Consider the following 25,967-nt stretch of genomic DNA (forward strand, 5'->3'; position numbering starts at 1 on the left):
ATGGTACTGCACTCGACAGGGTGTGGGAGAGTAGGACACCGCCGGAACATCATTGCAGAAGACCCCCAACATTGTTGGGGGTCTTCTTGCGTTTAACGGAGTCTGTTGTCGGGTGTTCGACGGACAGACACCGCGAGGATCTGCGGCGATGCTGATCAGGTAAGTACTTCGGTGCTGCCGGGGGCGATGGTCAATGGGGTACAGCACTACTCGCGTGCACGCGGTCGTAACGGCGAAGACTCATAGACATCGGGGAGTCTCCCGATGTCCTTCAAGGAGACAGCATGCCGCTGAACCTTCCCTCTGCCACCACACAGAACCCTGAGCGGCCGGTGGCGTACTGCCCCGGGTTTCCGCTCGGCTTGCCGGCCACCCGTCCATCGCCGGCCGGCACGCGGTGAGCGCCGGACCAGGTCGGTCCGCATGCGTGCGGCTTTCCACGACACCTTGTCCCGGAATCGGCCGCGGTGTCCCGGGCCGGCCGGGTAAGGCTCGCGGGCTGCTCGGCGCGATTCTCCTGGTTGGGTTACTCGGAGTGGTGCCCATTGGCTTCGCGAGGGCTCAACCCAGTTCGGGGACGACAACGACCACTGCGAGTCCGGTCCCTTCGTCCTCCGCCGGGGTCTCGAAGACGACACCGCTCCCCGTGCCTTTAGGCACTTCGTCTGGCACCGAGGACGCCGAGCTCACCGCACCGAGCACAGCCGAACGTGGCAGCCGAATCGTCGTCGAGGGGCAAAACTGGTCGTGCTCGCCGGTGAATATCGATCCGGGCTGGTCGCCGCCGCTGCGCGCGATCGTCAATCGTGATGGTTCCTTCGAGGCCACTGTCGGCGTGCCCGCCCAGGCCGAACTCGGTCCGCGTTCGATATCGGCCTCGTGCGCATCCCCGTACAGGCAACTGAGTAAGCTCTCGGTCTCGGTCACGGTGGTGCCGGCGAAGGTGGTCATCAAACCCGACCCCATCACCGGAACAAGGCCCGACGTCTCGGTGATCGATGACGTGGAGACGCCGGCTACGGAAACAGAGCCTCCGATTGCGCAGCCCGTCAGAGACAATTCCGGGCCGGCTGTGAGTCTCGGACTCGTTGTCATCGGACTCCTGGCCGCAGCCGGTGTGGGGGTACTTGCCGGTAGGCGCGGGCGCATCCACCCGCCCGATCCGGCCCCGGACCTTGACCCGCGTCCACAACAGGTCCGCGTCCACGTCGTCGCGGATCCGGCCCCGTCGATCCGCATCCATGACATGCCCCGAGTTCCGGAGGTCCGTGTCCGGATCACGGTCGATGAACCACGGCTGAGTATCAAGGAGTTTCCCGCATGACGTATCCGGAATCGATCTCTGCACGAGTGGTGTTGTTCCAGGGTGCCGCACCTTCGGTCGGCGTGGGTGAGCTGGTAGAGGTGCTCCGCGCGAGAGAGGTCGGCGTCCTCGCGTTGCGCGGTGTGGCGGCCGTGACCGAGCAGTTGCGCGCGAACGTGCTGGAGAAGATCGCCGCGGCGATCGCCGGGCTGCTCGACATCGACCTCGGTGATGTCGCGCTCGCTGGGTGGGATCGATACAGCCGCCTGCGTGAGGCCGCGATCCGCACCGACCCATACGGGGAAGAGCTGGTCGAGCTCGTCACACACGAGATCACCCACCGCTACCGGCCGCGGCTCGAGATCATCGTCGACGCGGTCCCGGTCACGGAAATCGTGCTGGACGTAGTCATTGCGCTCCTGCTGCATCCACTGACAGCCACGGTGCGCAGCGGCGCGCTCGTCGCATTGGGCGGGGGTGAGTGCGCCGCCACGGTGTCGGTCGGAGTACAGGACGTAGGCCAAATCCTCCAACGCGAACGCACCCTCGTTGCGACCCGCATGATCGATCTGCATCGCCCGATGTCCCTGCTCGGCCACCCCCGCAGGCCGCCCACGGCATCGGGCGGTGACGGGCACGGCAGTGTTTTCCGGCCGCGACATTAGGGCGAAGGTGTAGGGGCGGAACACCGTTGACCGCGGCGGGCAAACCTGAGATGCCCACGTGGCTGGCCCCCGAGCCTGCGGACCGAATTATCTCTGCTCGGTTCGCGGGCGAAGGGCATAGGCGGGAACCAGTTGGTCCGGGACCCGGAGATCCGGCCGGCCATCGGCGTACTGCACGGTGAATGTCACCTTGCCCAGCCAATCGCCGTCCACGGTCGGCACCCAATGTGTGAGCAAACCCGGGCGCTCGCCGCGCATGATCACCCCTGATCCGTTGATGTGCTTCGGCGTGCCTGGATCGCGAATCACGATGGCGTCCAACCGAACCCATACCGGCTTCGGCTGCTCGACCGCCGTCCGGTAGTAGTGGCCCATCGCGTTCGGATACGCCAACTCCGGCTGGGTGCCCTCGGTACACTGTGGCTCATCGCTCGAACCCATGTTCGAATCTTAGCGGATGAGTATCCGCAAACCGACCGACCGGTAGTGCGAGTTGGCGCTGACCCGATCAGCAGATCGCTGCCCTGCGGAAGTGGCGCTCCTCCGGCGAGAAGTGCCTGGTCACGAAGCTCTCGATGAATATGTGGCCGAGGATGTCGAGAACGGCCTGTCAGCTCCGTCTTAGAGGTAGAGCGGCCGTCGTGGCCGCGGGACGAAGAAGGAGAACGCCGCGGGTCTTGACACCACCAGGGACCCGCCGGTCACACTCCGCACGTCAACCGACTAGAAAGGACCGCCGACATGGCCGTCGCCGAAGACCTCGACCGCGCAATCGACTCGCAATGGGATTGGGTCGCCGAGCAGACCCGAACCTACATGGCCTCGGGCGGCACCGAAGGGCACGAGAACGACGGCGTGTACATGCTCGTCCTCGCCACGACCGGACGCAAGACCGGGCAGCCGCGCCGCAACGTCCTGATCTACGGCCGCTCGGGCGACGATCTCGTCGTCGTCGCCTCCAATGCCGGCGCCGACGAAAACCCGGCATGGTTCAAGAATCTCCTGGACGATCCGAGCGTCGGCGTGCAGGCCGGCACCCACCGATTCACCGCTCGCGCCCGTGTCGCGTCCCCCGCCGAGCGTGCGACCCTCTGGCCTCAGATGGCACAGATCTTCCCCCTCTACGACGAGTACACACAGAAGACCGACCGCACGATCCCGATCGTCTTGCTCACCCCGGAGGCCGATCCTCGCTCGGCCGCCCACCAGTGACGACGTCCCGAGGGGAGGAAGCTTTCCGTGGCCCCCGAGTGGCAGATAACGGTGAATGTGTGAGCTGATCGACAAATTCGCCGTCGAGATTTCGACTACCGCCCGTGACCGGGGTGGGCGGGTCTCGATGATGTGTATTACGGGTAACGGACGACTTCGCCTGCCTCTCGTCAGTTGCTGAAATATCGGTGACGCGGTCTTCTTGATCTGTCAAAGGCGTAGCTGGACAACCTGGTCAGCAATTCGATCGCGAGGAGGTTACATGCGGTGGCGAAGAGAGCGGAGCATCTTCACCGATCCGCCCGTCCCGCTCGTGACCGAGCAACGGCGACGCGGTCTGGAGAGCGCGCGACGGGCGGCACGGGAAGCCCAGCAGTCGCTGATGTTGACGAAGAAGCAGCAATATCGGCGATATCGCCGCAGCGCCGGCGACGCCTATCTCGACTGGCCGCGCTGGAAGGCGGCGTATCTGCGTGAATACAACCGACGCATAACCCTGCGTCCTGCGCAGGCGCACCATTACATCGGCAGCAGCATGGGCGGCCCCTGAACCTGAACGAGACAGTCTCGCGTTCGCGGGCCGGCGTAACCGTTTCGAACGACTAGGTCAGCGGGTCGAGCCGGCTTCCGGCGCGGGTCCATCTCTTGGTCAATTTGTCGCGCGCATCGGGTTCGCAATGCAGCAGCACCTGGAAGCCTCTCGATGCGGGCGGAGTGACCCCCGTTCCCGTTGAAACCAACCCTGACGGTTCAGCTAGTTCCTGGTGAATGGAGTTCAGGCTCCTGATGAGTGTTTCCAGGGCTGACTTGTCTTTGATCAGGACCGAGTCGGCATGCCACACCGCTACGGCATACCCTCGTGGGCCCGGGGGAAGCCACTCATCGAGATCGGTCATGCATTCATCGAAGGCATGCCAATTCTGCCCGAAGTACCAGGGGAACTGGAACGCCGCGGAGAACTCGGCGAACAGGTCTGCCGTCTTGGCCATCCGTGTGCCGCGGACATGCACGACTCGATATCCGGAGCTTTCCAACCGGCCTTCTGCACGGCCGAAGTCGTGGAGAGTAGATGCTACGACGGCGATCCGCAGTCCTGATGTGTCGTCCATTCGTCGGCTACCTCATTCGTTCGAAGGGGGAGGTTGCTCTCGCTCCTCGGCGAAAACGAAGCTGATCGCGACCTTGACTGTGGCGGAATCGCCTTGCATCTTGATCGCGCGCCGGCCAGCCCAGTGGCCCATTGTGGTTGGTATTGCTGGATTCCGAAGTAGGACACCGCTTGATTATCGGCGGGCCGCCTATGTCAGCCGGTCGGTGCAGACAAATGGGCGTGTCATGGGCTGCTCGAGTAGTTGGTGAGGTATTCGGCGAAATAGCGCAACCCGTGCCGACCGACGGCGGGCGCACCATGCCGCTACTCACTGAGTTCGAGCAGTAGTTTGCTGAGTTCGACGGGCATGGTGATCATGCAGTCGTGGCCGGTGGGGAGTTCTCGGATCTGGGCCGGGGAGCCGTTGGGTTGGGTGGCGGGGACGGGGCGGCGGGTGATGCCTGCTGGGGTGGCGCCGACGCAGTGGATGTGGGTGCGGGGGATGGGTTGTGCGGCAGGGTTGTTCAGGTGGGCTGGTTGCTGGAGGCAGCGTACGGGTTGGTCGGAGAGGATGGTGCGCAGCCAGGCTGTGTCCGCGGGGTCGGTGACGCCGAACAGGCCGAAGGGGGAAGGGTGTTCGGGGAGTGGGGGAATGCGCCAGCCGGTGCCGGAACTCGTGGCGAGGTCGATCAGGGTTTGGCTGATGGGTTGGACGTCGACGGCGGTTTCGCCGTCTTCCAGGACCATCGCGTCGAGGTAGACCAGGTGTCCGATGCGGTCCGGAATCTGGTTCGCCACAGATGAAATGACCAACCCCGCATAGCTGTGACCCACCAGAATCACCTCGCTGAGGTCCTGCTCGTCGATCAGCGTGACGATGTCGTCCACGTGCGTGTCCAGACCGACGTCGGGGCCGAGCAGATGCGCCTTGTCGCCGTAGCCGGTCAGTGACGGCGCGAGCACTCGATGCCCGGCCGACTCCAGCAGCGGAACCACCCGCTCCCAGCAGCGTCCGCTGTGCCAAGCGCCGTGTACCAGCAGAAATGTTGACATGGTTGGAACGATCTCCTTTGCCGAGCACGCCAGCAGGCTGACGGTCACTATCCATAACTCGGTACTCTTTGAGAACCATGACCAATGGTGATCGCTGGACTTGTCCCGGGCAATAAGGCACTTTTTGGTGCTCGGGTTCCTTGGAGGTAACCAATGACCGAGCCGGACAACGCATGCCGCGCCCGGGTGGTGCTCGGCATCGTCGGAGACAAATGGTCGCTGCTGGTCGTGCGCAATCTCCGCAACGGCCCGCGCCGGTTCACCGAACTCAAACGTGACATCGACGGAATCAGCCAGCGCATGCTCACCGTCACCCTGCGCAGCCTGGAACGCGACGGAATCCTGACCCGCACCGTCCACAACGTCATGCCGCCGAACGTCAGCTACGAACTCACCCCGATGGGTGTGACGCTGCGCGAAGCCACCGCCCCCTTGCTCGAGTGGAGCATCGCGCATCTGGAGCGCATCGATGCCGCCCGCGCCGAATACGACGGGCGCTAGGTGGTCGTGCTGGTGGCCGCTAGTTGGGCTGTGCACTGTTTGCGCACTTCGGCCTCCAGCTCGGCGGCCGGCCTGCCCCATCCGGCTTGCCACTCGTCTTCGATCCAATACAACTGGCCGAGTGGGAGGTGCGTAGCAGCGCTGTCATAGTTGGTTACCGCGAGAACTTCGGTGACTTTCTGTCCGACTTGCCGCTCATCGAGTTGCCCGGACAGACATCGCCAGGCCAGGTCGCAGAAGAGTACGTTCGTGGCGTCGATGTCGTTGGCAGGCAAGGCGATACCCATCTCGGCCATTGCCTCCGGTAGGAGATCGCCGACCGCGCGCGGGTCGCGCTCGTTCAGGCCGGCCAACTCGCGCAGCGCCGGGCCATCGTGGCCCTCGACGAGCCATTGCGCCGCCCACCAGGGCAGTTCATCGGGGAGGCTGCCGAGCACAAACCAAGCGGCAAGCAGGTGTACGTCGGGAGCGTGATCACGGTCGTATGGTTTCTCCATCGTTCGGGCTCCCTCCTTCGCCATTACTACGCGTCGAACCAAGTCTGGTCTCTACTCGCGCCAACGACCGAACCGGTCAGGAACGTTCGCGTGCCGTGGCGGCGAGCGAGCCGAGCAACGTCAAGGCTTCGAGGCTGGGGGAGCCGGGGTCGGCGTGATAGACGACCAACGCTTGCCCCGGACTGGAGCGAACGTCGAAAGTCTGCATTGTGAGGGTGATCGGGCCGACGGCGTGGTGGGCGAAACGCTTGCTCTCCAACGCTTTTCCGCGCGCATCGTGGGTGGTCCACAGTTCGGCGAATTCGGGGCTCCGGTCGAGCAATTCGGTGAGCACCTGTTGGATTCGCGGATCGTTGGGCGCCTCGCCGTAGCCGAGGCGGAAGCCGGCGACGGAATTGCGGGCGACGATCTGCCAATCGACGTAGAAGGTTTTCGCGGCGGGGTCGGTGAAGACGACATGCATCAGATTGCGGGAGTGGGTCCAGTCGTGGAACAGCGCGTCGGCGATCTCGTTGGAGGCGAGGACGTCGTAGGCGCGGTTGTAGACGATGGCGGGGTTGTCGGGCCACGCGTCCATGAGCTGGAGCAGGCTCGGATCGACGCGGACCGGGACGGCGGCCGCGAGGGCGCGCGGACTGAGTCCGGCCAGCCGGAACAGGTGCCCGCGGCCGTCCTCGTCCAGGCGAAGCGCGGCGGCCAACGCGTCGACGACCTGCGCTGATGGACCGCGTTCACGTCCTTGCTCGAGCCGGACGTAATAGTCGACGCTGAGTCCGGCCAGCAGCGCGACCTCTTCGCGGCGCAGGCCCGGTACCCGCCGGAGTCCGGTGGTCGCGAGGTTCACCTCGTCGGGCCGGACCTGTGCGCGGCGGGCGCGCAGGTAGTCGCCTAGCTCGGTTGGTGCCATGTCCGCATCGTAGGCCGGATCGCGACGCCGTCCCTGGGTGCGTTACTCCCACGAGAACGGCTGCCTGCCACCGCGACCACGGTCCGGACACGCTGGGCGACGTGGAGAACAAGCAAAGCGAAACCATGCCCATCCCGGCCGGCTGGGATCTGACCGGCCGGGTCGCCGTCGTCACCGGCGCGGCCCGCGGCATCGGCCAGGCCACCGCCACCCTGTTGCGTGCGCGGGGCGCGCGGCTGGTCGTCACCGACCGCCTCGACGCGGTCGAGCAGCTCGCCCAGCCCGACCCGGAGCACGTGGCCGCCCTCGTCGGCGACGTCTCCGACGAGGAATTAGCCCGCGCCACAATGGAATTGGCGGTCGAGCGGTTCGGGCGGCTCGACATCCTGGTCAACAACGCGGGCCGCACCTTGAACAAGCCGATCACCGAAACCAGTGTCGAGGAGTTCGATTCGATCCTCCGAGTCAACGCGCGCGGCAATTTCGTGCAGGCACGCGAGGCATTTCGCGTGATGGAGCAGGGCAGTGGCGGAGCCATCGTGTCGATCGCGTCGGTCTCCTCGGTCGTCGCCTTCGCGACCCAAACCGCGTACGCCGCCTCGAAGGGCGCGCTGGCCCAGATCACCCGGGTGCTCGCAATTGAGGGCGGGCCCAAGGGGATTCGCTCCAACGCCGTGCTGCCCGGGGTGATCGACACCGACATCATGGAGGGTGTGGTCGACAACGGACGCGAGATGCTCGCCTCGTTCGGGTCGGCGCATCCGATCGGCCGGATCGGCAGGCCCGAGGAGATCGCCGAGACCGTCGCGTTCCTCTGCTCCGACGCGGCGAGCTTCATCACCGGTGCGCTGTTGGCGGTCGACGGCGGATGGACCGCTCAGTGACCGGACGGCTCGCGGGCAAGGTCGCGCTGATCACCGGCGCGACCGGCGGCATCGGTCTCGCCACCGCGGAACTGTTCGCCCGTGAGGACGCGCAACTGGTCGTCACCGACCTCGACAGCGCCGCGGTCGAGGCGCTAGCCGCGCGACTTCGGACCGACGATGCCGATGTGATGAGCGCTGAGCTGGACGTTTCCTCGGCCGAACAATGGACGCGGGTCATCGAGTCGACCCGCCGGCGCTTCGGCGGTCTCGACATTCTGATCAATGTCGCAGGCATCGTGGACTGGACGGGGATCGAGGACGCCGAGCAGGACTCCTGGGATCGCGTGATCGCGGTCAACCAGACCGGAACCTGGCTCGGCATGAAAACCGCCATGCCGCTGCTGCGCGCATCCGGCGCCGCCTCGATCGTCAACACGTCCTCGGTACTCGGCCTGATCGGAAGTGGCGGCGCCGCTGCCTATCACGCGTCCAAGGGCGCGGTCCGGCTGCTGACCAAGACCGCCGCGGTCGAATACGCGACCCGCGGCGTGCGGGTCAATTCCGTGCACCCGGGCGTCATCGCGACGCCCATGATCCAAGAAATCCTCGACGAACAAGGCGACGAGCAACCCGACATCGTGCGCACCCCCATGCGCCGTGCCGGCCTCGCCAGTGAGATCGCGTCCGCCATGCTGTTCCTCGCCAGCGCCGAATCCTCTTTCGTGACAGGCGCGGAACTGGTCGTGGACGGCGGACTCACCGCCCACTGAGGCCGGTGACCGACCCCGCCGAGCAGGCGGCGGGGTCCGGTCGCACCGACGGACGCGAAACTACTTGTCGGCAATGAACTTTCCGCCGACCGCGTACCCGTCGGCCGGGTACTCCTCGATCCAGACGTGCACCGACTCGGCAGGCGACTTGTACGCATCGACGAAGGCGTCGGTGATCCGGCGAACCAGCTCGCGCTTGGCCGCATCGGTCTTGGGCAGTTGCTGGACAATGACATTCGGCATTGCGATTCCCTTTCTCGGTGCCCGCTCATCGTGTCGAGCGGGCCTACCGACAAATCTGCTGCACAGCCAGGCCTTGTCCAAGAGCCGGTTCGCGCACGCAGCGATCACCGATCGTGATCGTCGAATTCGCAGGCGGCGAGCAGGATGTCCAGGGCGGGCGGCGGCCCGCACGACGAGGGCGGTTTCCAGCGAAAGTTCCGGCGCGGCAAGCGAACTGAACACCACCCTGGTGCTGCGGAGTTGCCGGGCATGGGCGGCGTAGACGACGGTCCAGCTGGTGTCCGAGCCGATCATCGCCAGGGTGTCCGACAGCGCCGAACTGACCGGTCCCGGCACCGGCTCGAATCCGGCCTCGTGACAGGCGTCGACGACGAGGTCGACCAGCGGTGCGTTGGCGCGACGTTCGGTGAGCCGCAACGGATATGGCGCGAGATCGGCCAACGCGAGTTCCGTGGCGCCGGCCAGCGGATGCCGGGCCGAGATCGCGACCAGCAGCGGGTCGTCCCACACCGGGATGCGCCGCAGCGCGGGGTGATCGATCCGGCCGCGGAGGAACGCGGCGTCGAGCCGTCCGTCCAGCACCTGTTCGACGCGCATCCGGGTGGACGCGGACACCGTCTCGACCCGTACCTGCGGCGCCAGGCGTTCCATGATGCGATCGAGATGATCGCCCAGCCCGGTGCTGGTGCCCAGGCGCAGCGTCGCGCCCGCGACGAACCCGGTGATCGACGCCTTCGCGCGGGCGGCCGCGGCCAGCGCGTCGCGCGCGCCGGGCAGGAAGTGCGCGCCGGCGTCGGTCAGCACGACCCGGCGCGGCGACCGGTCGAACAGTTCGACGCCCAGCTCCCGTTCCAGCTGACGAACCTGCTGGCTGACCGCCGATTGCACAATGTGCAGCCGCTCGGCGGCCCGCCCGAAGTGCAGCTCCTCGGCGACGGTGACGAAGTACCGGAGTTGACGCAATTCCACTGGCTCGACCCTACGGGCCGGGATGACCGCGCCGCCGCCACGCCTCGGTCATCGGTTCGACGGGTCCAGCGCGGTCGCCCGGATGGCATCGGCGACGGCCCGGAAATCCTTGCGCAGAATGTGCGAGTGATTGCTCGGCACCTTCGCGCTGACCTGGATGTTCGGGTTGCGATCGAGCACAGGGTCGAGCGCGGCGCGCGCCGCTTCCATCTCCTCCTCGCCGCCGCCGAGGTTGGATCCGGTGGCCAGGACGTAGCGCATCGGGCAGGTCACGTGGTCGAGGACCGGGGCGAGCGCGGCGTGCAGCTCGTTGGCCTCGATGTTGATGTCGGCGTGCTGCTCGGCGGACATGCGCGCGGCCAGGCCGAGCGGGCGAGCCAGCGGGAGCAGGAAACGCATCTTGTGGAACAGCTTCCGGATTCGCTCGCGGCCTTCCTCGCCGGTCAGGCCGTAGGGCAGCGCGCCGTCCACCGACACCACGCCCAGCACGCGATCCGGGTTGCGCTCGGCCCAGTGCGCCGCGAGCAGCGCGCCGTAGGACCAGCCCACGATGATCGGCCGGTCCACGCCGGTCGCCGCGAGCACCGCGTCGATATCGCGCAGACAGGCTTCGAAGGAGTAGTCCGCCGACTGCTTCGACTTGCCGCGAGCCCGTTCGTCGAAGCTGATGTGGCGGTATTCGCTGCCGAGTTCGGCGATCACCGGCCGCCACGGGCGCTGGTCGGCGTAGGAGCCGTTGAGGTAGATGACGGCCTGGCCGGGGCCGCGGGTGTCGGTCACCGACAGTGCGGTGTCGTCGACCGGCACCATTCCGGTCCAGGTCGAGGTGGTCGAGGCGTTCGCTGTGTTGGTCATGGAAGTACTGTCGCGGGCCCGGCTGATACCGGCCTGACGCTGACCTGACACGGCGACTGACACCGTTCGGGACGTTTAGAAGGGCGCGGGCACGTCGATGACGAGTTCGGACGGGCTGGGGTTCGTGCTCACCTGGACCGCGACCCGGCCCGAACCGGGCAGGGTGAAGAAGGCGGCATTCCAGCCGTAATGACCGTCGTGCTCGGTGGTACGGGTCTCGGTGATGCTGGCGCCGGAATCCAGATTGCGCATCGTCACCGTCGTGGAGACCTGGCAGTCGTTTCCGCCGCCCGGTGCGGCGGACAAGGAGCCGAGCGGATTGTTGGCGGCGTCGGGCTTGAAATTCACCGTCACCCTGGCCGAGCTGTCGATGAAACTCGCGAACTCGCGGGCCTGCTGTCCCTGGCTGGCCGACACCTCGGCATTGACCGTTCCCGCGCATCCCGGGCCGACATCGGCGTGTGCCTCGTCGAAATGCATCGGGTCCGCGGACGCGGGCCCGGCGGATAGCGCGACGGTGACCATCGGCAGAATTGATATCGCCGCTACCTTCAGAATGCCTCGCATCATGACTCCCGTCCTCGGTGCATTCGGTGTAGATACAGCTATTATCCAGCAAAGCTTCAAGCTAGCAGAGCTGATCGGACGCCATCAACTGGTGCGAGGTACCGAAGGCGTCACGACGAGCTTGCCGGTGGCCTGATTGTTCTCCATGTATCGATGGGCCGCGACGATATCGTCCAATTCGAAGATGCGGTCGATAGTTGGCCGATAGTTGCCCGCCTCGACCTCGTCGATGATTCGCTGCAATACCGTCGCGTTGCCCGTCAGGCTGTTGCTGTGGAATGCGGTGAGCTTGGTGGCGGACGGGATCATCGCTATCGGTTCGAAGTCCTGGATCGACCATCCGCTCAGCGAGCCGGCGATACAGACCGTTCCGCCGGGACGGACCAGGTGCAGGGAGTTCACCGCGGTTTGTGCTCCGACCAGGTCGAGGACGTAGTCCGGGCCCTCGGGCCAAATCGCGCCGAGCCCCGCCGCCAGAGTTGTGCCGTCGTCGACGAGTGCGTGGTCGACGCCGGTCAGTACGGCTATCCGGTCCGGTCGACGAGTCGTCGCGGCTGTTTCGACACCCTGCGCGGACGCGATCGACGCGGCCGCCTGTCCTACCGACGAGGTCCCGCCGCGAATCAGCAGCCGTCCATTTCTTGCGATGCCCAACGCGTCCAGCGCGCCATGCGCCGTCAGATATGTCTCGGGCAGGGCGGCCAGTACGTCCCAGGGCAAGGTCGAATTGATCGGCATCAGTAAGGAATTCGGCAACAACGCATACTCGGCGTAACCGCCGTCGAATGCCCGGCCCATCTCGCCCATCACCGCCGCGACTGTCGTCCCTTCCGACAGCCGAGAATCGGTCGAGGCAGCCACGATGCCCACGCATTCGATCCCGAGCACGCGCGGGAACCGCACGGTCGGGGAATGTCCCTGCCGGGTCCGCAACTCCGAACGGTTCAGGCCCGTGCCTTTCACCTGCACCAAGCTCCAGCCCTCGCGAACCTCCGGCACCGGCAATTCGCGGAGTTCCAGTACCTCCGGGCCGCCGGCGCCGACACATACCGCGGCTTTCATCGTCTTATCGCGCATGCAGTCACTCTCGCGACCAGATGGTGCGGTGGGCCACCGATAGGATGCCAAGTTATGCCCGTTGGCCGCCAAGCTCCAGTGCTGTCCCGGCTGTGGCCTTCAGGCGGTGCTCATCTGTGGCCGTCGGGCGGAACCAGCTCGGTGCACTCCCATGCGCGTGGACATCTCGTCTACGCCGCCCGTGGCGTCATATCGGTGCATACCGAACGCAGCACGTCGATCGTGCCGGCGAATCGAGTCGCGTGGACTCCGGCCGGGGTCACGCACTATCACCGTGCGCACGGTGACACCGATATGCGGATCGAATTCCTTCCTGGTTCGCTGGCCAGGTCTGTACCGGATCGTTCTGCGGTGTTCCTGGCGTCCGATCTGGCCCGCGCACTGCTGCTGAATCTCACCGGCCCGCGCAATGACGACCGCGACGACGACCGTGCCGCCCGCGCTCGACTGCGACGCGTGCTGGTCGACGAACTGCGCGAGGCGGACGAGCAGCCGCTGCAACTACCGGAACCGCACGACGACCGGTTGCGCGCCGTCGCGCAGCTGCTGTACGAAAATCCCTCGGACAACACATCATTGGCCGAACTCGGGCACGCGATCGGGGCCAGTGGCCGCACACTCAGCCGGCTCCTGCGCAACGAACTCGGTATGACCTTCTACGAGTGGCGCACCCAGTTGCGCATCTATCACGCACTCATCCTGCTTGCCGACGGCCATGACACGACTCGGGTCGCCCATGCGTGCGGGTGGGCGAACCCGAGCGGTTTCATCGCGGCGTTCACCAACATCATCGGCACTACGCCTGGTCGCTACCGTGCTGCGGGTGCCTAGCGGAATCCGGCGGAGGAGAGAAAATGTCCAGCGGCAACGGAACCAGAAGGGTACAGCGGCTTTCGGCTTGCCGGACTGCCGAACCACTGGCCGGTGGCACGCTCGAACTCCACCCGGTCAGGGTCGCGATCACCGACCCAGGCGACGACGCCGTCAGGTCGGACGAGCACGGCACCTGAGCCGAGATCGTCTCGCGCCGGTCCGGCCACATATCGAATCCGCCTGTCCCGGAGCATCACTGAATCGTGCAGCGACCGGTCGCCGGTGAAATCGAGCACGACGCCGCGCCCGTCGTGCATCAGTTCGCCGAGACGGGTGCCATCCTCGAGCCGAAACTCCGGGGCACTGCGGCCGACCAGCGGATGCTCGCTACCGAGGTCGTAACGGATCGACGAGCCCGACAACTTCTCGAACACATACGTTGTTCCATCCCGGGTCCCGAGCAGGTCGCGAACCACCTGCTGCACCGCGCGCCGATATGGATCCGGCCGCATGACCGCCGCCTGTGCACGCGACCAGTCGAGCGCCCAGGCGCCGATCGGATGACGCTCACGGGTGTAGGTGTCGAGCAACCCGTCCGGCGCGGACCCGTGCACGGTCGCCGCCAACTTCCACCCCAGGTTCATGGCGTCGCCGAGGCCGAGGTTGAGTCCCTGTGCGCCCAGCGGAGAGTGGATGTGCGCGGCATCGCCCGCGAGCAGCACCCGCCCCTGCCGATAGGTCGTCGCCTGCATCGCCCGATCGGTGAACGTCGAAGTGAGGTGGACGTCGGTCAGCGTGACATCGGTGCCGGATATCCGGCGCAGCACGGTCTGGAGATGGTCGAGCGTCGGCTGCCGCGCGCGATCGAACGCGCCGCCGTCGAAGTCCATCATGCCGATGTAGTCCTTGGCCGGAGTCCGGAGATACATGCCGGTCGGCGTCGGATTGAAGCCGGGGTTCAGCTTCTCCGGATCGGCGATGGTCGCGAGTGCGACGTAGCCGGTGAGCTGCGGTTCGGTGCCGACGAAGTCGAAACCCGCGAGCCCGCGCACGGTGCTGCGCCCACCGTCGCAACCGATGACCCAGCGTGCCGGGTATTCCTCCGCGCCCGCCCGCACGACCACGCTCTGCTCGTCCTGCGCGATAGCGGAAACCGCTGCGCCGCGGACGATCTCGACGCCGAGCCGCACCGCCCGCTCGGACAGCACCGACTCGACCGCCTCGAGACTCGTCAGCACGCCGTGCAGCGCCGGGCTCGGCAGCCGGAACGGCAGCGCGGTGACATCGACGTCGGCCGGATCGAGCATCATGCCGGCGAAATGACCGACGGCACGCGGGGCCGAAGATTCGTCGGTGCCGGGATCGACACCCGACGCCTTCGACAACGCGGGCAGCATCCCGCGGCGATAGAACATCTCGACCGAAGCAGCGGACAACCCGCGCAGGCCAACCGGATTCGCCTTGAACGGGGACCGAGGCTCAGCCTCCCGCTCGAGCACCAAGACCGAACAACCCGCGACGGCCAGCTCACCGGCGAGCAGCAGACCGACCGGCCCGGCACCCACGATCACCACGTCATGCATGCGAATTCGCCGTCCCGGCCTCGCCGCTGAAGATGTCGCTCATGTGCTGGGCCGGGTTGTCGCTGTCGAACAGGCCCTCGAAGAACTCGACGGCCTCGGTGGCGATCTCGGTGCTGCGGGCGAACATGGCCTGCTCGTATTCGGCGAGCGCGGTCTCGACGCTATCGGGATGTGCGGCAAGGGCTTTGCCGAGTTCGGCGCCGTCGAGCATGGCCAGGTTGGCGCCTTCGCCGTTGGGGGCGGCGAGGTGGGCGGCGTCGCCGACCAGGGTCACACCCGGCCGTCGATCCCAGCGGTGGTCGAGCGGCAGCGCGTAGTGCGGGCGGTGCACCGGCGCGGTGTCGGTATCGGTGATCAGGGCGGTGAGTTCCGGTGCCCAGCCGTCGAATTCGCGCGCGACCCGGGCGGTGGCCGCGGCCGGATCGGCGAAATCGACGGCGGCGAACCAGTCCAGCGACCGGGCGAGCACTGCGTAAGTGTGTACGGTGTCGCCCTTTTCGCGGTGCGCGTGGATCTCCGTGCCCGGCGTGGGCGCGAACATCCCGCCGCCGCCGACGGCTTTCGCGGCGGCCGGGTGGCGGGTGTCGGCCTCGAACAGGTAGGTCTCGACGAAGGACGTGCCGGTGTATTCGGGTGCGGCGGGGGAGAGCAGCGGCCGGACTCGGGACCACGCACCGTCCGCGCCGACCAGCAGACCCGTGCCGACGGTGCTGCCGTCGGCGAAGGTCACCTCGTAGCTGCCCTCCTCGAGCGCGCGAGCACCGCTGACCTTGCGGTCCCACTGGACGGTGCCCGCGGGGAGCGAGTCGAGCAGCATCTGGCGTAGCTCGCCGCGCTGCACCTCGGGACGGCCGCCCGAGCCGTCGTCGGGCTTGTCGAGCAGGACCGTCCCGTTCTGGTCGAGGATCCGGATCGCCTGTCGACCTTCCAGGATGATGCCGCGGAACTCGTTCGTCAGCTCGGCCGCCTCGACCGCGATCTGGCCGTTGTAGTCGTGGATGTCGAGCATGCCGCCCTGCCCGCGCGTGGCCGGGGAGGGTTCGGCCTCGTAGACCGTGGCCGCAATGCCGTGGACGTGCAGGACGCGGGCGAGCGTGAGTCCGCCGAGCCCCGCCCCGATGATCGTGACCGGTGTCGTCATGGTGGATCCTTTCCGAAGATCGCTATGGAACGCCGTTCCATGCGATCCATGTTGGAACAACATTCCAGACGTGTCAAGATGGACCCCGTGGCGACCAAGAGACAGCGCACCGAACGACGCACCGACGCGCTCTCGAAGGAGCGGATCGTCGAGGTGGGCATCGAGCTGCTCGACACGGCCGGCGAGGGTGGATTGACCTTCCGCGCGCTGACCGAACGCCTCGCCACCGGACCCGGGGCGATCTACTGGCACGTCGCGAACAAGGGCGAGCTGCTCGCCGCCGCCACCGAAGCCGTCGTCGCCGCCGCTCTGGCCACCGAACCCGCCGAGTCGCCGGACTCGCCGCAGGACGCGATCCGCGCCGTCGCCCTCGGCCTGTTCGACGCCATCGACGAACACCCTTGGCTGGCAACACAACTCGGCATGCAGCTGTCCCGCAGCCCCGCGGGCCCGGTGACACCGCAGATCCTCGAAAGCATCGGCCGCCAGGTCCGCGCTCTCGGCGTCCCCGAGGACAGTTGGTTCACCACCACAACCGCGTTGGTGCACTACATCTTCGGCGCCGCAGGCCAGTACACCGCGAACGCCCGCGTGCTCGGCGCCGAGGTAGACCGCACCGAATTCCTCACCGCCGTATCGGACGCCTGGGCAGACTTAGACCCCGACACCTATCCGTTCACCCGAGCGGTCGCCGAACAGGCCCGCGACCACGACGACCGCGATCAGTTCCTGGCCGGCATCGACCTCGTCCTGGCCGGCATCACCACACTCCACCTGCCATCCACCACCTGAGCCGCAGGTTCGGCCGGTCGGCAACATCGCTCGGCCGATGTGCGCGATGCTATTCCGCGCTCTCGCGGGACTGCGGCGCGGCCGAGGATGCGAGCCAATGCTGTTCCAGCACACCGAGTTCGGTACGGGGCCGGTCGCCGTAGGCCCATTCTCGGGCGATGCGGTGCCAGTTGGCGCCGGCGCGGAGTTTGCCGAGGAGCGCGAGGGTGCCGTATTCGACGCGGCGGGCGAAGGCGTGTTCGGCGGGGGCGTATTCGCGGCGCCAGTTCTCGAAGTGGCCGCGGCGGGGGTCGATGAGGGCGAGGATGGAGGTGGCGGCGGAGTCTTCGGCGATCCGGATTTCGGCGTCGGTGAGCAGCCAGCCGGAGACTTCGTGCAGCAGGCGCAGGCACTCTTCGGCAGTCGCCGGTGAATCCTGTTCCAGCAGTCCGTATTCCACGAACAGGGCGCGTAGGTCCGCGCCGCGGTACTCGGATGCTGCTCGGATGCAGGCGATTTCGAAGAGCGATTCCATCAGGAAATGCTCCGCAGCGGCCGAAACCTGTCCTACTACCTGGAAAATCGGTGCGCGGGCCCCAACAGCTACTTCGTCAAATCCCAAGGAAAGTCTCCCTATATCCGCCCGTGGTCCTTGCTGATGACCTATCGCAAAGCCGTCCGATTCGACCGGGACGACTACAGCTACCGGCACGCCGTCGAAGTCGACAACCCCGCGGAGGTGCCGGCCGTCGAACTCGCCCGAGGCTGCGTTATCCAGACCCGCATAGGATGCGGGCCATCCGTGCCGGCGGGAATTGCCGACCTACGGTGCCGCCTCGGCGTGTCAGAATTCGTGGGTGGGCAGTCCCGTGATCGAAGTCGCCTTAGGTAGCGACATCGGCAAGCGCTATTCGGCGAACTTCGATGTCACCTACCTGCGCGCGCAACCGCTGCTGGCGGTGGTGGCGGTGGTGGCGGATGGCATGGGGGATGGGCCGGGTAGCACGGCTGCGGGGCGGACGGCCGTCGATATGTTCGTCGATCACGTCACGCGCGCGGCAACGCCGGGGCCGGATACGTTTCGTGCCGCGGTGGCCGCCGCGGATGCCCGGGTGAACCGAATCGGCCAGGAGTTGCGGAGTTTGGCGGGTTGCACGCTGACCGCCATGGTGGCCACGCAACAGGGCTACAGCATCGTGCAGATCGGCGACTCCCGCGTCTACCGGTTGCGCGACGGGCTGCTCGAACTCCTGACGACGGATCACACCATGGCGTGGCTCGGCGCCGTACACGGTTGGTATCCGTTCGATTCCCCGCAGGCCGCGTCGGCGCGGTACCACCTGACCCGGTACGTCGGACGGGGCGGCGCACCGGAACCAGATGTGCTGAGCGTGACGCTGCGCCCCGGCGACCGGTACCTACTGTGCAGCGATGGCGTGTCCGAGCAGGTCGGCTACGACGACCTCCGGATCTTCCTCGGTCGTGACACGCCACCGCACGCGATCGTCGCCGATCTGCTGCGGGCCTGCGACCGGGCGGGCGGAAACGACAACGCCTCGGTCGTCGTGATCCGCGTCGACTGATCGAAATCGGTTACCGCTGAACAGTTTTCCCGGCTCGCTCAGGCGATTTCGGCGGGCGCGGACAAGGCGGCCTGCATCGCCACACCGTCTACGTAGGAATGCTTTTCGCGCACCGCCCCGTTCTCGACCAGCACCAGATCGGCGAGATCCACGTCGACGGCTGCGCCCGTGACCGAAGTCCCGGTCAACTTCCACTGCACCACCCAGAAGTCCTCGCCGACCCGAAGATTGACCTGCTGGAACGTGAGATCGGGTACCAGAGTGAAGGTTTGGGCCGCCGAGGCGCGGATCTCGTCGCGCCCGCGCGCCGGTTCGCTACCGGAGTGCAGATGGAAAATCGAGTCGGGAGTGTGCAATTCGACGATCCGGTCGGGATCGCGATCGGCCCAGCAGGCGTGATAGCGCTCGAACAGATCTCTGATGGCTGCGGACATGAGCAGAAGTCCCTCGCAAGATACAAACAGGTTGACTGTATGTAAGGTAACACCGGTCGCCCCTCGACGTGAGCGGATCGACGACGAAATCCGGTGCTGCCCTAGACTTCGACGTCGCCATGAACGCAGACCGCCGAACCCAAGCCGAACGCTCGGCCTCCACCCGCGGCGCGGTCATCCGCGCGGCGCGAGACCTGTTCGGCCGGCACGGATATGGCGCGGTGAGCACGGTCGCCGTCGCCGAGGCCGCCGGCGTCAGCCGCGGCGCGCTCTACCACCAGTTCGGCGAGAAGCGCGACCTGTTCGAAGCGGTCTTCGAAGACCTCGAACGCGGCCTGGTCGAAGTGATCGGCACCGCCGTCGCCGAGGCCCGCGCCGCCGACCCGGTCGCCGGCCTGATCGTCGGCTGCCTGGCCTGGCTGCAAGCCTCGACCGCCCCGGAGGTGCAACGGATCGCCCTCCTCGACGGCCCCGCGGTCCTCGGCTGGCGCCTGTGGCGCGAGATCGAACTACGCCACACCATCGGCCTGGTCGAAAACGCCCTGTCCGGTTGCATCGCCGCCGGCCGCATCCGCAGCCAGCCGGTCCGCCCCTTGGCCCTGCTCATTGTCGGCGCCCTCGATGAGGCCGCCCAATACCTCGCCCACTCCGCAGACATCTCCGCCGACACCCTCGCCCTCCGCGCGGTAATCGAACAACTCATCTCCGGCCTGGCCGTCGACCCCGAACCTCGCTAGAAATAGCGCAGATTCGGCAGCGAGCGTTCTCCAGGCTGCCAACGAATGGACGATGGCTGCCATGTTCCCGATCTACTCTTTTGCCGCAACGAGCGGCGGATAAAATCCGTTGTGTTGCAGTGCATTTGCCGCGGAGCAAGCTGGGGATTTCGATGCGGTCGCGGCCTATCGGGAGGGTTGAATATGAATATAAAAGTCAGACGCTTGGCTATGGCGGCAACCGTAATTGCCGGATCGGCGATAGCGCTGGGCTTTCCGAGCGCGACCGTGAGCGCCGATCCCGGCCATTGCGGCGTTTCGGTCTCGAGCGGTGGTGACACCGGCACCGGCGTTTTCAGCTTTGTCTACCTCATGCGAAACGACTGTTCGGTGGGCGCCAATTTCCGGGTCTACCAGTACACGATCGGGCGCGACGCGCAGGCGGGCAATGGGGCGACATGTAAGTGGGTCAACGCTCACGACACCGCGTCCTTCTGGGATCCGGTGGGTGACCGTACCTGGCAACCGCTCAGCTGCTGAACCGACTACATCCCAAAGGAACTGATATGAAAATCGTCGAACGTATAGCCGCTTCCGCCGCAGCGGTCACCGCAATCGCCGGAATGTTTGTTGTCGCAATGCCGACAGTCGCGCAAGCAGATCCGGGTCGCTGCGGAGTGTCGGTGGAGGGGCCGTCCAACGGTGGATCCCTGTGGGCGTACTACGTCAAGAACGTGTGCTCCGAAGCTATCAATGTCAAGGTTCACCTGTACGTCTACGACAAAGACACCACCTGCCGGTGGATTGTGCCGGGCGATACGGTCGCCTTGTTCTCGAACTACATCGACAACAACTGGCAGGCGGTCGCTTGCTGAGCCGGATCGACCGCTGAGCATGCGTCGAGTCTGTCCATGGCCGGCTCGACGCGCAGCGGCGCCATGTCCGGAGTTGAGGGGATGCCTGGCGGTCGGCAATGTGAGGTGAGCTTGTGTCGCTCTCACCACGCCAGTAAACGAATCACGGTGAGCGGGACCGGTCCGCAATGCCGAGCGCGCTTCTATCGTGGGCCACGCCACATATAAGCAGCCACGCATGACTAGCGCAGGGGACCACCCAATGACTGTGACCGACGAGTACCTGCAGAACAACGCTACCTACGCGAGCACCTTCACCGGGCCGCTGCCCTTGCCGCCGGCCAAGCAGGTCGCGGTGGTCGCGTGCATGGACGCCAGACTGAATGTCTATGGCGCGCTTGGCATCAACGAGGGGGAGTCGCACGTCATCCGCAACGCGGGCGGCGTGATCACCGCGGACGAGATCCGGTCGCTGGCGATCAGCCAGCGCCTGCTCGGCACCCGCGAGATCATCCTGATCCACCACACCGACTGCGGCATGCTGACTTTCACCGACGACGACTTCAAGTCCTCGATCCAGCAGGACGTCGGGATCAAGCCGGAGTGGGCGGCCGAGGCGTTTTCCGACCTGGAAACCGATGTGCGGCAATCGATTGCCCGCATCGTCGCCAGCCCGTTCGTGCCGCACAAGGACTCCATCCGCGGCTTCATCTTCGACGTGGCCACCGGCAAGCTGAACGAGGTGCTCGCCGACTGATTCGCACGCACGTCACGAGATCCGGGTCCGCGGGCCCGGATCTCGTCGTTTCACCACCCGACACGCCGCACGGACTCGCGCTTCCGACATGTCGACTACATGACACGCGGCTGAACATGTGCCGCGCGGCACCCGCCGTGATCGGCCGAACCGCCGCCCAGAGCCCCCTGAGCTGCGCGAACGCTACCGGCCGGTAGACAAATCGGGCACCGAATATGGTTGCTATTGCGCCCGGATGTCCCTATCCTCAAGCGCGTGTCGATTCCCGCCGCCCGCCTCAGCGCAGCGCTCAATGTCGCAGACCGCGACAGCGCCGCGCTAATTCCGCTTACCGCGATGGTGGCGCAGCGGCGACTTCTCCTCGTAGTAACCCGCCGTAGCGGGGTCTGATTCGGACCGGCCCCCTCGCTGCGGGCTGAACGACTTGTTAGTGCTGGTCCCCTCTGTCAACTGAGCCACGACATTCCTCGGGAAGACCTACTTTCAAATGACAATCCTCACTCTCGATACCCATGCCTTCCATGCCGCCGCCCCCAAGGGCCTGCGACACGAAAGCGCCGAACTCACCCCGGCGCAATTCCACGACCGCTACTGCGAGCACACCGGGCCGATTCGGCTCGGCGACTGGTCGCCGGCGGGTAGCCGCAGCGCCGATTTCGCGGTGACACTGGAATTCGCCGACCACCTGCGCACGGTCGTCGCGTCCGGCAGCCTGGTCGCGGCGATGACCTCGGCCCTCTACGAAGAGGGCTACCACGTCGAAATCCTGCAGTTCCACCAGCGTCGCACCGACGAAGGCACCGCGACCTTCGTGCAGTGCGAATGCAACGGCAGGCGCGGCTGGGGCGCGGCACTGGCCGACGACAGCTCCGAATCGACGGTTCGCGCGATGATTGCCGGAGTCAACAAGCTCGGTAGCTGACCGACAGCAAAAGGGCCGTTCCGCTCGGTTGAGCGTAACGGCCCTTTCGGTTCGGCGTGGTTACTGCTCGGCGCCGGCCTGCTGCTCGGCGAGCTGCTTGCGCACCTCGTCCATGTCCAGCTCCTTCACCTGGGTGACCAGGTCCTCCAGCGCGGCGGGCGGCAGGGCGCCGGGCTGCGCGAACACCAGCACGCCCTCGCGGAAGGCCATGATGGTCGGGATGGAGCGGATGTTGGCGGCGGCCGCCAGTCCCTGCTCGGACTCGGTATCGACCTTGCCGTGCACCACATCGGAGTGCTTCTCCGACGAGGCCTCGAAGGTCGGCGCGAAGCTCTTGCACGGGCCGCACCACTCAGCCCAGAAATCGACGAGTACCACGTCGTTTCCGGTGACTACCTCGTCAAAATTCTGCTGGGTCAGCGTCTGGGTGGCCATGACGTCCTCTCGTATACGGTGTGCCAGCTACAACGCCGGCAGTTGTCTATATCTTCCACGGCCGACGGCGCACGGACATTACTCACCCGCGATCGCCGACCGTCCTTACTAGGGTTCTTCCCCGGCAAGCGCCGCCTGACACCCCGCGATCGGATCTCCAGGAAATAGCGGTCCGCGAACGCACGGTGGGTCGGTTCGCCGACCCGATGCTCGCGGCGCGAAGATGAGGCAGTGAACGAGTGTGGCGTGCGACCCATGACGACAGGGCCGAAGTCGTGACCGAACCGGCATTGCGGCTCGGCCTCATCGACGGCGACGGCATCGGACCGGAAGTGGTCCGCGCCACCCGGCAGGTCGTCGACGAGGCGGTAGCGGCGGCCGGCGCCGCGCCGATCGAATGGGTGCCGCTGCTCATGGGGCATCGCGCCATCGAGGAACACGGCGACCCGCTGCCGGAACAGACCCTGACCGCGCTCGACGGGGTGGACGCCTGGATCCTCGGCCCGCACGACAACGCCTCCTACCCGGCCGAACACCGCACATCGGTCGCGCCGGGCGGTGCCATTCGCAAGCGATTCGGGCTCTACGCCAACATCCGCCCGGCTCGCGCGTTCGCCGGGATCCGGGCGACCTCGCCGAAAATCGATCTGGTCATCGTCCGGGAGAACAGCGAAGGCTTCTATGCCGACCGCAATATGTTCGCCGGATCGGGGGAGTTCCGCCCGACCGAGGACGTTGCGATGATGGTCGGCGTCGTGACCAGGCAGGCCTGCGAGCGAATCGCCCATGAAGCGTTCCGGCTCGCCGCGGCCCGCCGCAAACGGCTGACCATCGTGCACAAGGCCAACGTGCTGCCGATGACCATGGGCCTGTTCCGCGACGTCTGCTATGAAATTGCCCACGCCTATCCGGGCGTCGAAGTCACCGACGAACACGTCGACGCGACCGCCGCCCATCTGGTCCGCGACGCCGCCGACTACGACGTCCTGGTGACCGAGAACCTCTTCGGCGACATCCTCTCCGACCTCGCCGGCGAGCTGAGCGGCTCGCTCGGCCTGGCCGCCTCGCTCAACTGCTCGGCCACCCACGCCATGGCACAGGCCGTGCACGGCGCGGCGCCCACGATCGCGGGGCATAACCGCGCGAACCCCGCGGCGCTGCAACTGTCCGCGGCAATGCTGTTGCGTTGGTTGGGGACTCGCGATAGCAAAAGCACACTGCTGCACGCCGCCGAGCGGGTCGAACGAGCCGTTGCGGCCACGTTCGAAGCGGGCATCGCCACCGCGGACCTGGGCGGACTGGCGTCGACCAGCGAGTTCACCGAACAAGTTTGTGCTAGGGTCCACCGCCGGTAGTCAGAGTGTGCTAGCCCGGAGTGTTCAGCAAGGAACGGATGAAAGTTCCGTTACTGTCCAGCACGAAGCGTCTCGGTCGCTTAGATTGCCAACGGGTGGTGACACCCGGGTTTCTTGAATCCGAAATGTGGAGGGCTGCTGTGTCTGTTCGATCGGTTCTTGGCAGGCGCGCCCTGCAGGCGGTGTGCGTACTCGCCGTAGGCGCACTCGCCCTGGCGGGCTGTAGTAATTCCGAAGACTCCGGACCAGCGGTGCAGAAGGTGGGGGGAATCGAGAAGGTCGATTCCATCGCCGCGCAGCTCCCCGACAAGATCAAGCAGTCCGGCAAGCTCGTTGTCGGCGTCAACGTTCCGTACCAGCCCAACGAGTACAAGGACCCGAGCGGCAAGATCGTCGGCTATGACGTCGACTTGATGGATGCCGTCGCCGCCACTCTGGGGGTGAAGGCCGAGTACCTCGAGTCCGCCTTCGAGAAGATCATCCCGACGATCCAGGCGGGCACCTACGACGTGGGCATGTCCTCGATCACCGACACCAAGGAGCGCGAAGAGCAGGTCGATTTCGCGACCTACTTCAACGTGCGTACCCAGTGGGCGCAGCAAAAGGGCAAGCCGATCGACCCGGACAATGCCTGCGGTAAGCGGGTGGCGGTGCAGGCCACCACCATCCAGGACACCGACGAGCTGCCCGACAAGAGCAAGAAGTGCGTCGCCGAGGGCAAGCCCGCCATCGACATCAAGTCGTTCGAGGAGCAGAGCGCCGCGACCAACGCGCTGGTGCTCGGCCAGGTCGACGGCATGGCCGCCGACCTGCCGGTGACCGTGTACGCGATCCAGAAGAGCGACGGCAAGATCGAGAAGTCCGGCGCCGCATACGGTGCTGCCCTCTACGGCTGGGCCACGCCGAAGGGTTCGCCGCTGGCCGGCGTGCTGCAGAAGGCCGTGCAGAGCCTGATCGACAACGGCAAGTACCTGGAGATCGCGAAGAACTGGGGCGTCGAGGAAGGCGCACTCACCAAGTCGGTCGTCAACGGCGCAACGAGCTGATCGATGACCTCGAACGAAACCATGCCGGCGCCCGGTGACCCCGGGCCCGGCGCGGCAGACCTATCCCAGGAGCCGGAACCGATCAAAGCGGTTCCGTTGCGCAGGCCCGGTCGGTGGATCGCCGCCGCGGTCATCCTGGTGCTCGTCGGACTCTTCCTCTACGGCGCCGCGACGAACGACGCCTACCAGTGGTCGACCTACCGCAAGTACCTGTTCGACAGCCGGATCGTCAACGGTGCGGTGGTCACGCTCGAACTGACCGTGCTCGCCATGGCGATCGCCGTCTCGCTGGGTGCGTTGCTCGCGGTCATGCGACTGTCCCCGAATCCGGTGCTGCGCGCCGCGGCCTGGGTGTATCTCTGGATCTTCCGTGGCACACCGGTTTTCGTGCAGTTGGTGTTCTGGGGCTTGTTCCCGTCGCTGTACAAGCACATCGTGTTCGGCGTCCCGTGGGGTCCGCACCTGATCGACCTCGACGTGCAGAGCATGCAGGCGGCGTTCACCTTCGCGGTGATCGGCCTCGGGCTCAACGAAGCGGCCTACATGGCCGAAATCGTCCGTGCCGGAATCAATTCCGTCGGTGAAGGGCAGCGCGAGGCGTCGACCGCGCTGGGCATGTCCTGGAGCCTGACCATGCGCAGGACCGTGCTGCCGCAGGCCATGCGGGTGATCATCCCGCCGACCGGCAACGAGCTCATCGGCATGTTGAAGACCACCTCGCTGGTCACCGCGCTCCCGCTGAGCACCGATCTCTTCGGCCGCGCCCGCGAAATCTATGGCGTGAACTTCCAGCCGATCCCGCTGCTGCTGGTCATCGCGACCTGGTACCTCGCGATCACCAGCGTGCTGATGGTCGGGCAGTTCTACCTGGAGCGCTATTACTCGCGTGGCCTGTCCCGGCAGCTGACCGGCAAGCAGTTGCAGGACCTCGCCGATGCCCAGACGATTGTGAAGGCGAAATGAGCACGGACAGCGTCAAAGG

At 66.2% G+C, this 25,967-nt stretch carries 32 protein-coding genes; 17 read left to right on the forward strand and 15 right to left on the reverse strand.

What is annotated here, in order from left to right:
• Positions 1 to 561: 561 nt before the first annotated feature.
• Positions 562 to 951, reverse strand: a complete 390-nt coding sequence (locus AB0M22_RS38645) for a hypothetical protein (RefSeq protein ID WP_364737519.1) — start codon at positions 949 to 951, stop codon at positions 562 to 564.
• Between the two features lie 369 nt (positions 952 to 1,320).
• Between AB0M22_RS38645 and AB0M22_RS38650 the strand changes: the two genes are divergently transcribed.
• Positions 1,321 to 1,968 carry a hypothetical protein gene (locus AB0M22_RS38650; protein WP_364737521.1) on the forward strand — a complete coding sequence of 216 codons (648 nt, stop codon included), beginning with the start codon at positions 1,321 to 1,323 and terminating at the stop codon, positions 1,966 to 1,968.
• An 87-nt stretch (positions 1,969 to 2,055) separates the two neighbouring features.
• Here AB0M22_RS38650 and AB0M22_RS38655 read toward each other — a convergent pair whose 3' ends face one another.
• The gene (locus tag AB0M22_RS38655; protein WP_364737524.1) at positions 2,056 to 2,409 is read right to left on the reverse strand and encodes a hypothetical protein; all 354 of its coding nucleotides are present in this window, start codon (positions 2,407 to 2,409) and stop codon (positions 2,056 to 2,058) included.
• A 300-nt stretch (positions 2,410 to 2,709) separates the two neighbouring features.
• Between AB0M22_RS38655 and AB0M22_RS38660 the strand changes: the two genes are divergently transcribed.
• Both AB0M22_RS38660 and AB0M22_RS38665 read left to right on the forward strand, forming a co-directional pair.
• Positions 2,710 to 3,180 carry a nitroreductase family deazaflavin-dependent oxidoreductase gene (locus AB0M22_RS38660; RefSeq protein ID WP_364737525.1) on the forward strand — a complete coding sequence of 157 codons (471 nt, stop codon included), beginning with the start codon at positions 2,710 to 2,712 and terminating at the stop codon, positions 3,178 to 3,180.
• A gap of 262 nt (positions 3,181 to 3,442) precedes the next feature.
• Positions 3,443 to 3,730, forward strand: a complete 288-nt coding sequence (locus AB0M22_RS38665; protein WP_364737527.1) for a hypothetical protein — start codon at positions 3,443 to 3,445, stop codon at positions 3,728 to 3,730.
• 52 nt (positions 3,731 to 3,782) lie between these two features.
• Here AB0M22_RS38665 and AB0M22_RS38670 read toward each other — a convergent pair whose 3' ends face one another.
• Both AB0M22_RS38670 and AB0M22_RS38675 read right to left on the reverse strand, forming a co-directional pair.
• Positions 3,783 to 4,289, reverse strand: a complete 507-nt coding sequence (locus AB0M22_RS38670) for a barstar family protein (protein ID WP_364737529.1) — start codon at positions 4,287 to 4,289, stop codon at positions 3,783 to 3,785.
• Positions 4,290 to 4,594: 305 nt separating this feature from the next.
• Positions 4,595 to 5,323, reverse strand: a complete 729-nt coding sequence (locus AB0M22_RS38675; protein WP_364737531.1) for an alpha/beta fold hydrolase — start codon at positions 5,321 to 5,323, stop codon at positions 4,595 to 4,597.
• Between the two features lie 153 nt (positions 5,324 to 5,476).
• On the opposite strand from AB0M22_RS38675, the gene AB0M22_RS38680 reads away from it, so the two are divergent.
• Positions 5,477 to 5,824, forward strand: a complete 348-nt coding sequence (locus AB0M22_RS38680) for a helix-turn-helix domain-containing protein (RefSeq protein ID WP_364737533.1) — start codon at positions 5,477 to 5,479, stop codon at positions 5,822 to 5,824.
• Here AB0M22_RS38680 and AB0M22_RS38685 read toward each other — a convergent pair.
• Entirely contained in the window at positions 5,821 to 6,321 is a 501-nt protein-coding gene (locus AB0M22_RS38685; RefSeq protein ID WP_364737535.1) for a hypothetical protein, read from the reverse strand. The genes AB0M22_RS38680 and AB0M22_RS38685 overlap by 4 nt on opposite strands.
• 76 nt (positions 6,322 to 6,397) lie before the next feature.
• Entirely contained in the window at positions 6,398 to 7,228 is an 831-nt protein-coding gene (locus AB0M22_RS38690) for a helix-turn-helix transcriptional regulator (protein WP_364737536.1), read from the reverse strand.
• Between the two features lie 101 nt (positions 7,229 to 7,329).
• Between AB0M22_RS38690 and AB0M22_RS38695 the strand changes: the two genes are divergently transcribed.
• The gene (locus AB0M22_RS38695) at positions 7,330 to 8,112 is read left to right on the forward strand and encodes an SDR family oxidoreductase (RefSeq protein ID WP_364737538.1); all 783 of its coding nucleotides are present in this window, start codon (positions 7,330 to 7,332) and stop codon (positions 8,110 to 8,112) included.
• Positions 8,109 to 8,864 (forward strand): glucose 1-dehydrogenase, encoded by a 756-nt coding sequence (locus tag AB0M22_RS38700; RefSeq protein WP_364737540.1) that lies wholly within the window; start codon positions 8,109 to 8,111, stop codon positions 8,862 to 8,864. The genes AB0M22_RS38695 and AB0M22_RS38700 overlap by 4 nt, the downstream gene beginning before the upstream one ends.
• Before the next feature lie 60 nt (positions 8,865 to 8,924).
• Here the strand turns inward: AB0M22_RS38700 and AB0M22_RS38705 are convergent, their stop codons facing one another.
• The 4 genes from AB0M22_RS38705 to AB0M22_RS38720 form a co-directional block, all read right to left on the reverse strand.
• Positions 8,925 to 10,076 carry a LysR substrate-binding domain-containing protein gene (locus AB0M22_RS38705; protein ID WP_364737542.1) on the reverse strand — a complete coding sequence of 384 codons (1,152 nt, stop codon included), beginning with the start codon at positions 10,074 to 10,076 and terminating at the stop codon, positions 8,925 to 8,927.
• Positions 10,077 to 10,124: 48 nt separating this feature from the next.
• The gene (locus AB0M22_RS38710; RefSeq protein WP_364737544.1) at positions 10,125 to 10,931 is read right to left on the reverse strand and encodes an alpha/beta fold hydrolase; all 807 of its coding nucleotides are present in this window, start codon (positions 10,929 to 10,931) and stop codon (positions 10,125 to 10,127) included.
• Between the two features lie 75 nt (positions 10,932 to 11,006).
• The gene (locus tag AB0M22_RS38715) at positions 11,007 to 11,501 is read right to left on the reverse strand and encodes a hypothetical protein (protein WP_364737546.1); all 495 of its coding nucleotides are present in this window, start codon (positions 11,499 to 11,501) and stop codon (positions 11,007 to 11,009) included.
• An 81-nt stretch (positions 11,502 to 11,582) separates the two neighbouring features.
• On the reverse strand, positions 11,583 to 12,575 hold the full coding sequence (locus tag AB0M22_RS38720; protein WP_364737548.1) for a zinc-binding dehydrogenase: 993 nt from the start codon (positions 12,573 to 12,575) through the stop codon (positions 11,583 to 11,585).
• Positions 12,576 to 12,629: 54 nt separating this feature from the next.
• On the opposite strand from AB0M22_RS38720, the gene AB0M22_RS38725 reads away from it, so the two are divergent.
• Entirely contained in the window at positions 12,630 to 13,406 is a 777-nt protein-coding gene (locus AB0M22_RS38725; RefSeq protein WP_364737550.1) for a helix-turn-helix transcriptional regulator, read from the forward strand.
• Here the strand turns inward: AB0M22_RS38725 and AB0M22_RS38730 are convergent.
• Together AB0M22_RS38730 and AB0M22_RS38735 are read right to left on the reverse strand one after the other, a co-directional pair.
• Positions 13,403 to 14,971 carry an FAD-dependent monooxygenase gene (locus tag AB0M22_RS38730; RefSeq protein WP_364737552.1) on the reverse strand — a complete coding sequence of 523 codons (1,569 nt, stop codon included), beginning with the start codon at positions 14,969 to 14,971 and terminating at the stop codon, positions 13,403 to 13,405. The genes AB0M22_RS38725 and AB0M22_RS38730 overlap by 4 nt on opposite strands.
• The gene (locus AB0M22_RS38735) at positions 14,964 to 16,112 is read right to left on the reverse strand and encodes an NAD(P)/FAD-dependent oxidoreductase (RefSeq protein ID WP_364737554.1); all 1,149 of its coding nucleotides are present in this window, start codon (positions 16,110 to 16,112) and stop codon (positions 14,964 to 14,966) included. The genes AB0M22_RS38730 and AB0M22_RS38735 overlap by 8 nt, the downstream gene beginning before the upstream one ends.
• A 78-nt stretch (positions 16,113 to 16,190) precedes the next feature.
• Here AB0M22_RS38735 and AB0M22_RS38740 point away from each other — a divergent pair, with 78 nt between their 5' ends.
• Positions 16,191 to 16,904, forward strand: a complete 714-nt coding sequence (locus AB0M22_RS38740; RefSeq protein WP_364737556.1) for a TetR/AcrR family transcriptional regulator C-terminal domain-containing protein — start codon at positions 16,191 to 16,193, stop codon at positions 16,902 to 16,904.
• 49 nt (positions 16,905 to 16,953) lie between these two features.
• Here the strand turns inward: AB0M22_RS38740 and AB0M22_RS38745 are convergent, their stop codons facing one another.
• Complete coding sequence (locus AB0M22_RS38745) at positions 16,954 to 17,418, reverse strand: hypothetical protein (RefSeq protein ID WP_364737558.1); 465 nt, start codon at positions 17,416 to 17,418, stop codon at positions 16,954 to 16,956.
• 322 nt (positions 17,419 to 17,740) lie between these two features.
• On the opposite strand from AB0M22_RS38745, the gene AB0M22_RS38750 reads away from it, so the two are divergent.
• Complete coding sequence (locus AB0M22_RS38750; protein WP_364737560.1) at positions 17,741 to 18,466, forward strand: PP2C family serine/threonine-protein phosphatase; 726 nt, start codon at positions 17,741 to 17,743, stop codon at positions 18,464 to 18,466.
• 38 nt (positions 18,467 to 18,504) lie between these two features.
• On the opposite strand, the gene AB0M22_RS38755 is transcribed toward AB0M22_RS38750, so the two are convergent.
• Positions 18,505 to 18,900 carry an SgcJ/EcaC family oxidoreductase gene (locus AB0M22_RS38755; RefSeq protein WP_364737562.1) on the reverse strand — a complete coding sequence of 132 codons (396 nt, stop codon included), beginning with the start codon at positions 18,898 to 18,900 and terminating at the stop codon, positions 18,505 to 18,507.
• A gap of 119 nt (positions 18,901 to 19,019) precedes the next feature.
• On the opposite strand from AB0M22_RS38755, the gene AB0M22_RS38760 reads away from it, so the two are divergent.
• The 5 genes from AB0M22_RS38760 to AB0M22_RS38780 all read left to right on the forward strand — a co-directional run bounded on the left by AB0M22_RS38760 (position 19,020) and on the right by AB0M22_RS38780 (position 22,149).
• A complete protein-coding gene (locus tag AB0M22_RS38760; protein WP_364737564.1) occupies positions 19,020 to 19,637 on the forward strand; it encodes a TetR/AcrR family transcriptional regulator in 618 nt (205 codons plus the stop codon).
• Between the two features lie 210 nt (positions 19,638 to 19,847).
• Positions 19,848 to 20,156, forward strand: coding sequence for a hypothetical protein (locus AB0M22_RS38765; protein ID WP_364737566.1), 309 nt, complete (start codon positions 19,848 to 19,850; stop codon positions 20,154 to 20,156).
• Positions 20,157 to 20,182: 26 nt separating this feature from the next.
• Positions 20,183 to 20,491, forward strand: a complete 309-nt coding sequence (locus AB0M22_RS38770) for a hypothetical protein (RefSeq protein ID WP_364737568.1) — start codon at positions 20,183 to 20,185, stop codon at positions 20,489 to 20,491.
• A 241-nt stretch (positions 20,492 to 20,732) separates the two neighbouring features.
• Positions 20,733 to 21,227, forward strand: a complete 495-nt coding sequence (locus AB0M22_RS38775) for a carbonic anhydrase (RefSeq protein ID WP_150407569.1) — start codon at positions 20,733 to 20,735, stop codon at positions 21,225 to 21,227.
• A 487-nt stretch (positions 21,228 to 21,714) separates the two neighbouring features.
• The gene (locus tag AB0M22_RS38780; protein WP_364737571.1) at positions 21,715 to 22,149 is read left to right on the forward strand and encodes a 2-keto-3-deoxygluconate kinase; all 435 of its coding nucleotides are present in this window, start codon (positions 21,715 to 21,717) and stop codon (positions 22,147 to 22,149) included.
• Positions 22,150 to 22,209: 60 nt separating this feature from the next.
• On the opposite strand, the gene trxA is transcribed toward AB0M22_RS38780, so the two are convergent.
• Positions 22,210 to 22,584 (reverse strand): thioredoxin, encoded by a 375-nt coding sequence (trxA, locus tag AB0M22_RS38785; RefSeq protein WP_150407571.1) that lies wholly within the window; start codon positions 22,582 to 22,584, stop codon positions 22,210 to 22,212.
• A gap of 275 nt (positions 22,585 to 22,859) precedes the next feature.
• On the opposite strand from trxA, the gene AB0M22_RS38790 reads away from it, so the two are divergent.
• From AB0M22_RS38790 to AB0M22_RS38800, 3 genes are all read left to right on the forward strand, one after another.
• Complete coding sequence (locus AB0M22_RS38790; RefSeq protein WP_364737574.1) at positions 22,860 to 23,939, forward strand: isocitrate/isopropylmalate family dehydrogenase; 1,080 nt, start codon at positions 22,860 to 22,862, stop codon at positions 23,937 to 23,939.
• Between the two features lie 140 nt (positions 23,940 to 24,079).
• The gene (locus AB0M22_RS38795; protein WP_364737576.1) at positions 24,080 to 24,985 is read left to right on the forward strand and encodes an ABC transporter substrate-binding protein; all 906 of its coding nucleotides are present in this window, start codon (positions 24,080 to 24,082) and stop codon (positions 24,983 to 24,985) included.
• 21 nt (positions 24,986 to 25,006) lie between these two features.
• A complete protein-coding gene (locus tag AB0M22_RS38800) occupies positions 25,007 to 25,948 on the forward strand; it encodes an amino acid ABC transporter permease (RefSeq protein ID WP_364737877.1) in 942 nt (313 codons plus the stop codon).
• Positions 25,949 to 25,967: the final 19 nt, after the last annotated feature.

Source organism: Nocardia sp. NPDC051756 (assembly GCF_040681495.1).
Lineage (GTDB): Bacteria > Actinomycetota > Actinomycetes > Mycobacteriales > Mycobacteriaceae > Nocardia.

What these genes read in the sequence shown, in the direction of transcription:
- AB0M22_RS38645 (WP_364737519.1), bottom strand. Translation starts at nt 951, where the DNA reads ATGACCACCTTCGCCGGCACCACCGTGACCGAGACCGAGAGCTTACTC.
- AB0M22_RS38650 (WP_364737521.1), top strand. Translation starts at nt 1,321, where the DNA reads ATGACGTATCCGGAATCGATCTCTGCACGAGTGGTGTTGTTCCAGGGT.
- AB0M22_RS38655 (WP_364737524.1), bottom strand. Translation starts at nt 2,409, where the DNA reads ATGGGTTCGAGCGATGAGCCACAGTGTACCGAGGGCACCCAGCCGGAG.
- AB0M22_RS38660 (WP_364737525.1), top strand. Translation starts at nt 2,710, where the DNA reads ATGGCCGTCGCCGAAGACCTCGACCGCGCAATCGACTCGCAATGGGAT.
- AB0M22_RS38665 (WP_364737527.1), top strand. Translation starts at nt 3,443, where the DNA reads ATGCGGTGGCGAAGAGAGCGGAGCATCTTCACCGATCCGCCCGTCCCG.
- AB0M22_RS38670 (WP_364737529.1), bottom strand. Translation starts at nt 4,289, where the DNA reads ATGGACGACACATCAGGACTGCGGATCGCCGTCGTAGCATCTACTCTC.
- AB0M22_RS38675 (WP_364737531.1), bottom strand. Translation starts at nt 5,323, where the DNA reads ATGTCAACATTTCTGCTGGTACACGGCGCTTGGCACAGCGGACGCTGC.
- AB0M22_RS38680 (WP_364737533.1), top strand. Translation starts at nt 5,477, where the DNA reads ATGACCGAGCCGGACAACGCATGCCGCGCCCGGGTGGTGCTCGGCATC.
- AB0M22_RS38685 (WP_364737535.1), bottom strand. Translation starts at nt 6,321, where the DNA reads ATGGAGAAACCATACGACCGTGATCACGCTCCCGACGTACACCTGCTT.
- AB0M22_RS38690 (WP_364737536.1), bottom strand. Translation starts at nt 7,228, where the DNA reads ATGGCACCAACCGAGCTAGGCGACTACCTGCGCGCCCGCCGCGCACAG.
- AB0M22_RS38710 (WP_364737544.1), bottom strand. Translation starts at nt 10,931, where the DNA reads ATGACCAACACAGCGAACGCCTCGACCACCTCGACCTGGACCGGAATG.
- AB0M22_RS38715 (WP_364737546.1), bottom strand. Translation starts at nt 11,501, where the DNA reads ATGATGCGAGGCATTCTGAAGGTAGCGGCGATATCAATTCTGCCGATG.
- AB0M22_RS38720 (WP_364737548.1), bottom strand. Translation starts at nt 12,575, where the DNA reads ATGCGCGATAAGACGATGAAAGCCGCGGTATGTGTCGGCGCCGGCGGC.
- AB0M22_RS38725 (WP_364737550.1), top strand. Translation starts at nt 12,630, where the DNA reads ATGCCCGTTGGCCGCCAAGCTCCAGTGCTGTCCCGGCTGTGGCCTTCA.
- AB0M22_RS38730 (WP_364737552.1), bottom strand. Translation starts at nt 14,971, where the DNA reads ATGCATGACGTGGTGATCGTGGGTGCCGGGCCGGTCGGTCTGCTGCTC.
- AB0M22_RS38735 (WP_364737554.1), bottom strand. Translation starts at nt 16,112, where the DNA reads ATGACGACACCGGTCACGATCATCGGGGCGGGGCTCGGCGGACTCACG.
- AB0M22_RS38740 (WP_364737556.1), top strand. Translation starts at nt 16,191, where the DNA reads ATGGACCCCGTGGCGACCAAGAGACAGCGCACCGAACGACGCACCGAC.
- AB0M22_RS38745 (WP_364737558.1), bottom strand. Translation starts at nt 17,418, where the DNA reads ATGGAATCGCTCTTCGAAATCGCCTGCATCCGAGCAGCATCCGAGTAC.
- AB0M22_RS38755 (WP_364737562.1), bottom strand. Translation starts at nt 18,900, where the DNA reads ATGTCCGCAGCCATCAGAGATCTGTTCGAGCGCTATCACGCCTGCTGG.
- AB0M22_RS38760 (WP_364737564.1), top strand. Translation starts at nt 19,020, where the DNA reads ATGAACGCAGACCGCCGAACCCAAGCCGAACGCTCGGCCTCCACCCGC.
- AB0M22_RS38765 (WP_364737566.1), top strand. Translation starts at nt 19,848, where the DNA reads ATGGCGGCAACCGTAATTGCCGGATCGGCGATAGCGCTGGGCTTTCCG.
- AB0M22_RS38770 (WP_364737568.1), top strand. Translation starts at nt 20,183, where the DNA reads ATGAAAATCGTCGAACGTATAGCCGCTTCCGCCGCAGCGGTCACCGCA.
- AB0M22_RS38775 (WP_150407569.1), top strand. Translation starts at nt 20,733, where the DNA reads ATGACTGTGACCGACGAGTACCTGCAGAACAACGCTACCTACGCGAGC.
- AB0M22_RS38780 (WP_364737571.1), top strand. Translation starts at nt 21,715, where the DNA reads ATGACAATCCTCACTCTCGATACCCATGCCTTCCATGCCGCCGCCCCC.
- trxA (WP_150407571.1), bottom strand. Translation starts at nt 22,584, where the DNA reads ATGGCCACCCAGACGCTGACCCAGCAGAATTTTGACGAGGTAGTCACC.
- AB0M22_RS38800 (WP_364737877.1), top strand. Translation starts at nt 25,007, where the DNA reads ATGCCGGCGCCCGGTGACCCCGGGCCCGGCGCGGCAGACCTATCCCAG.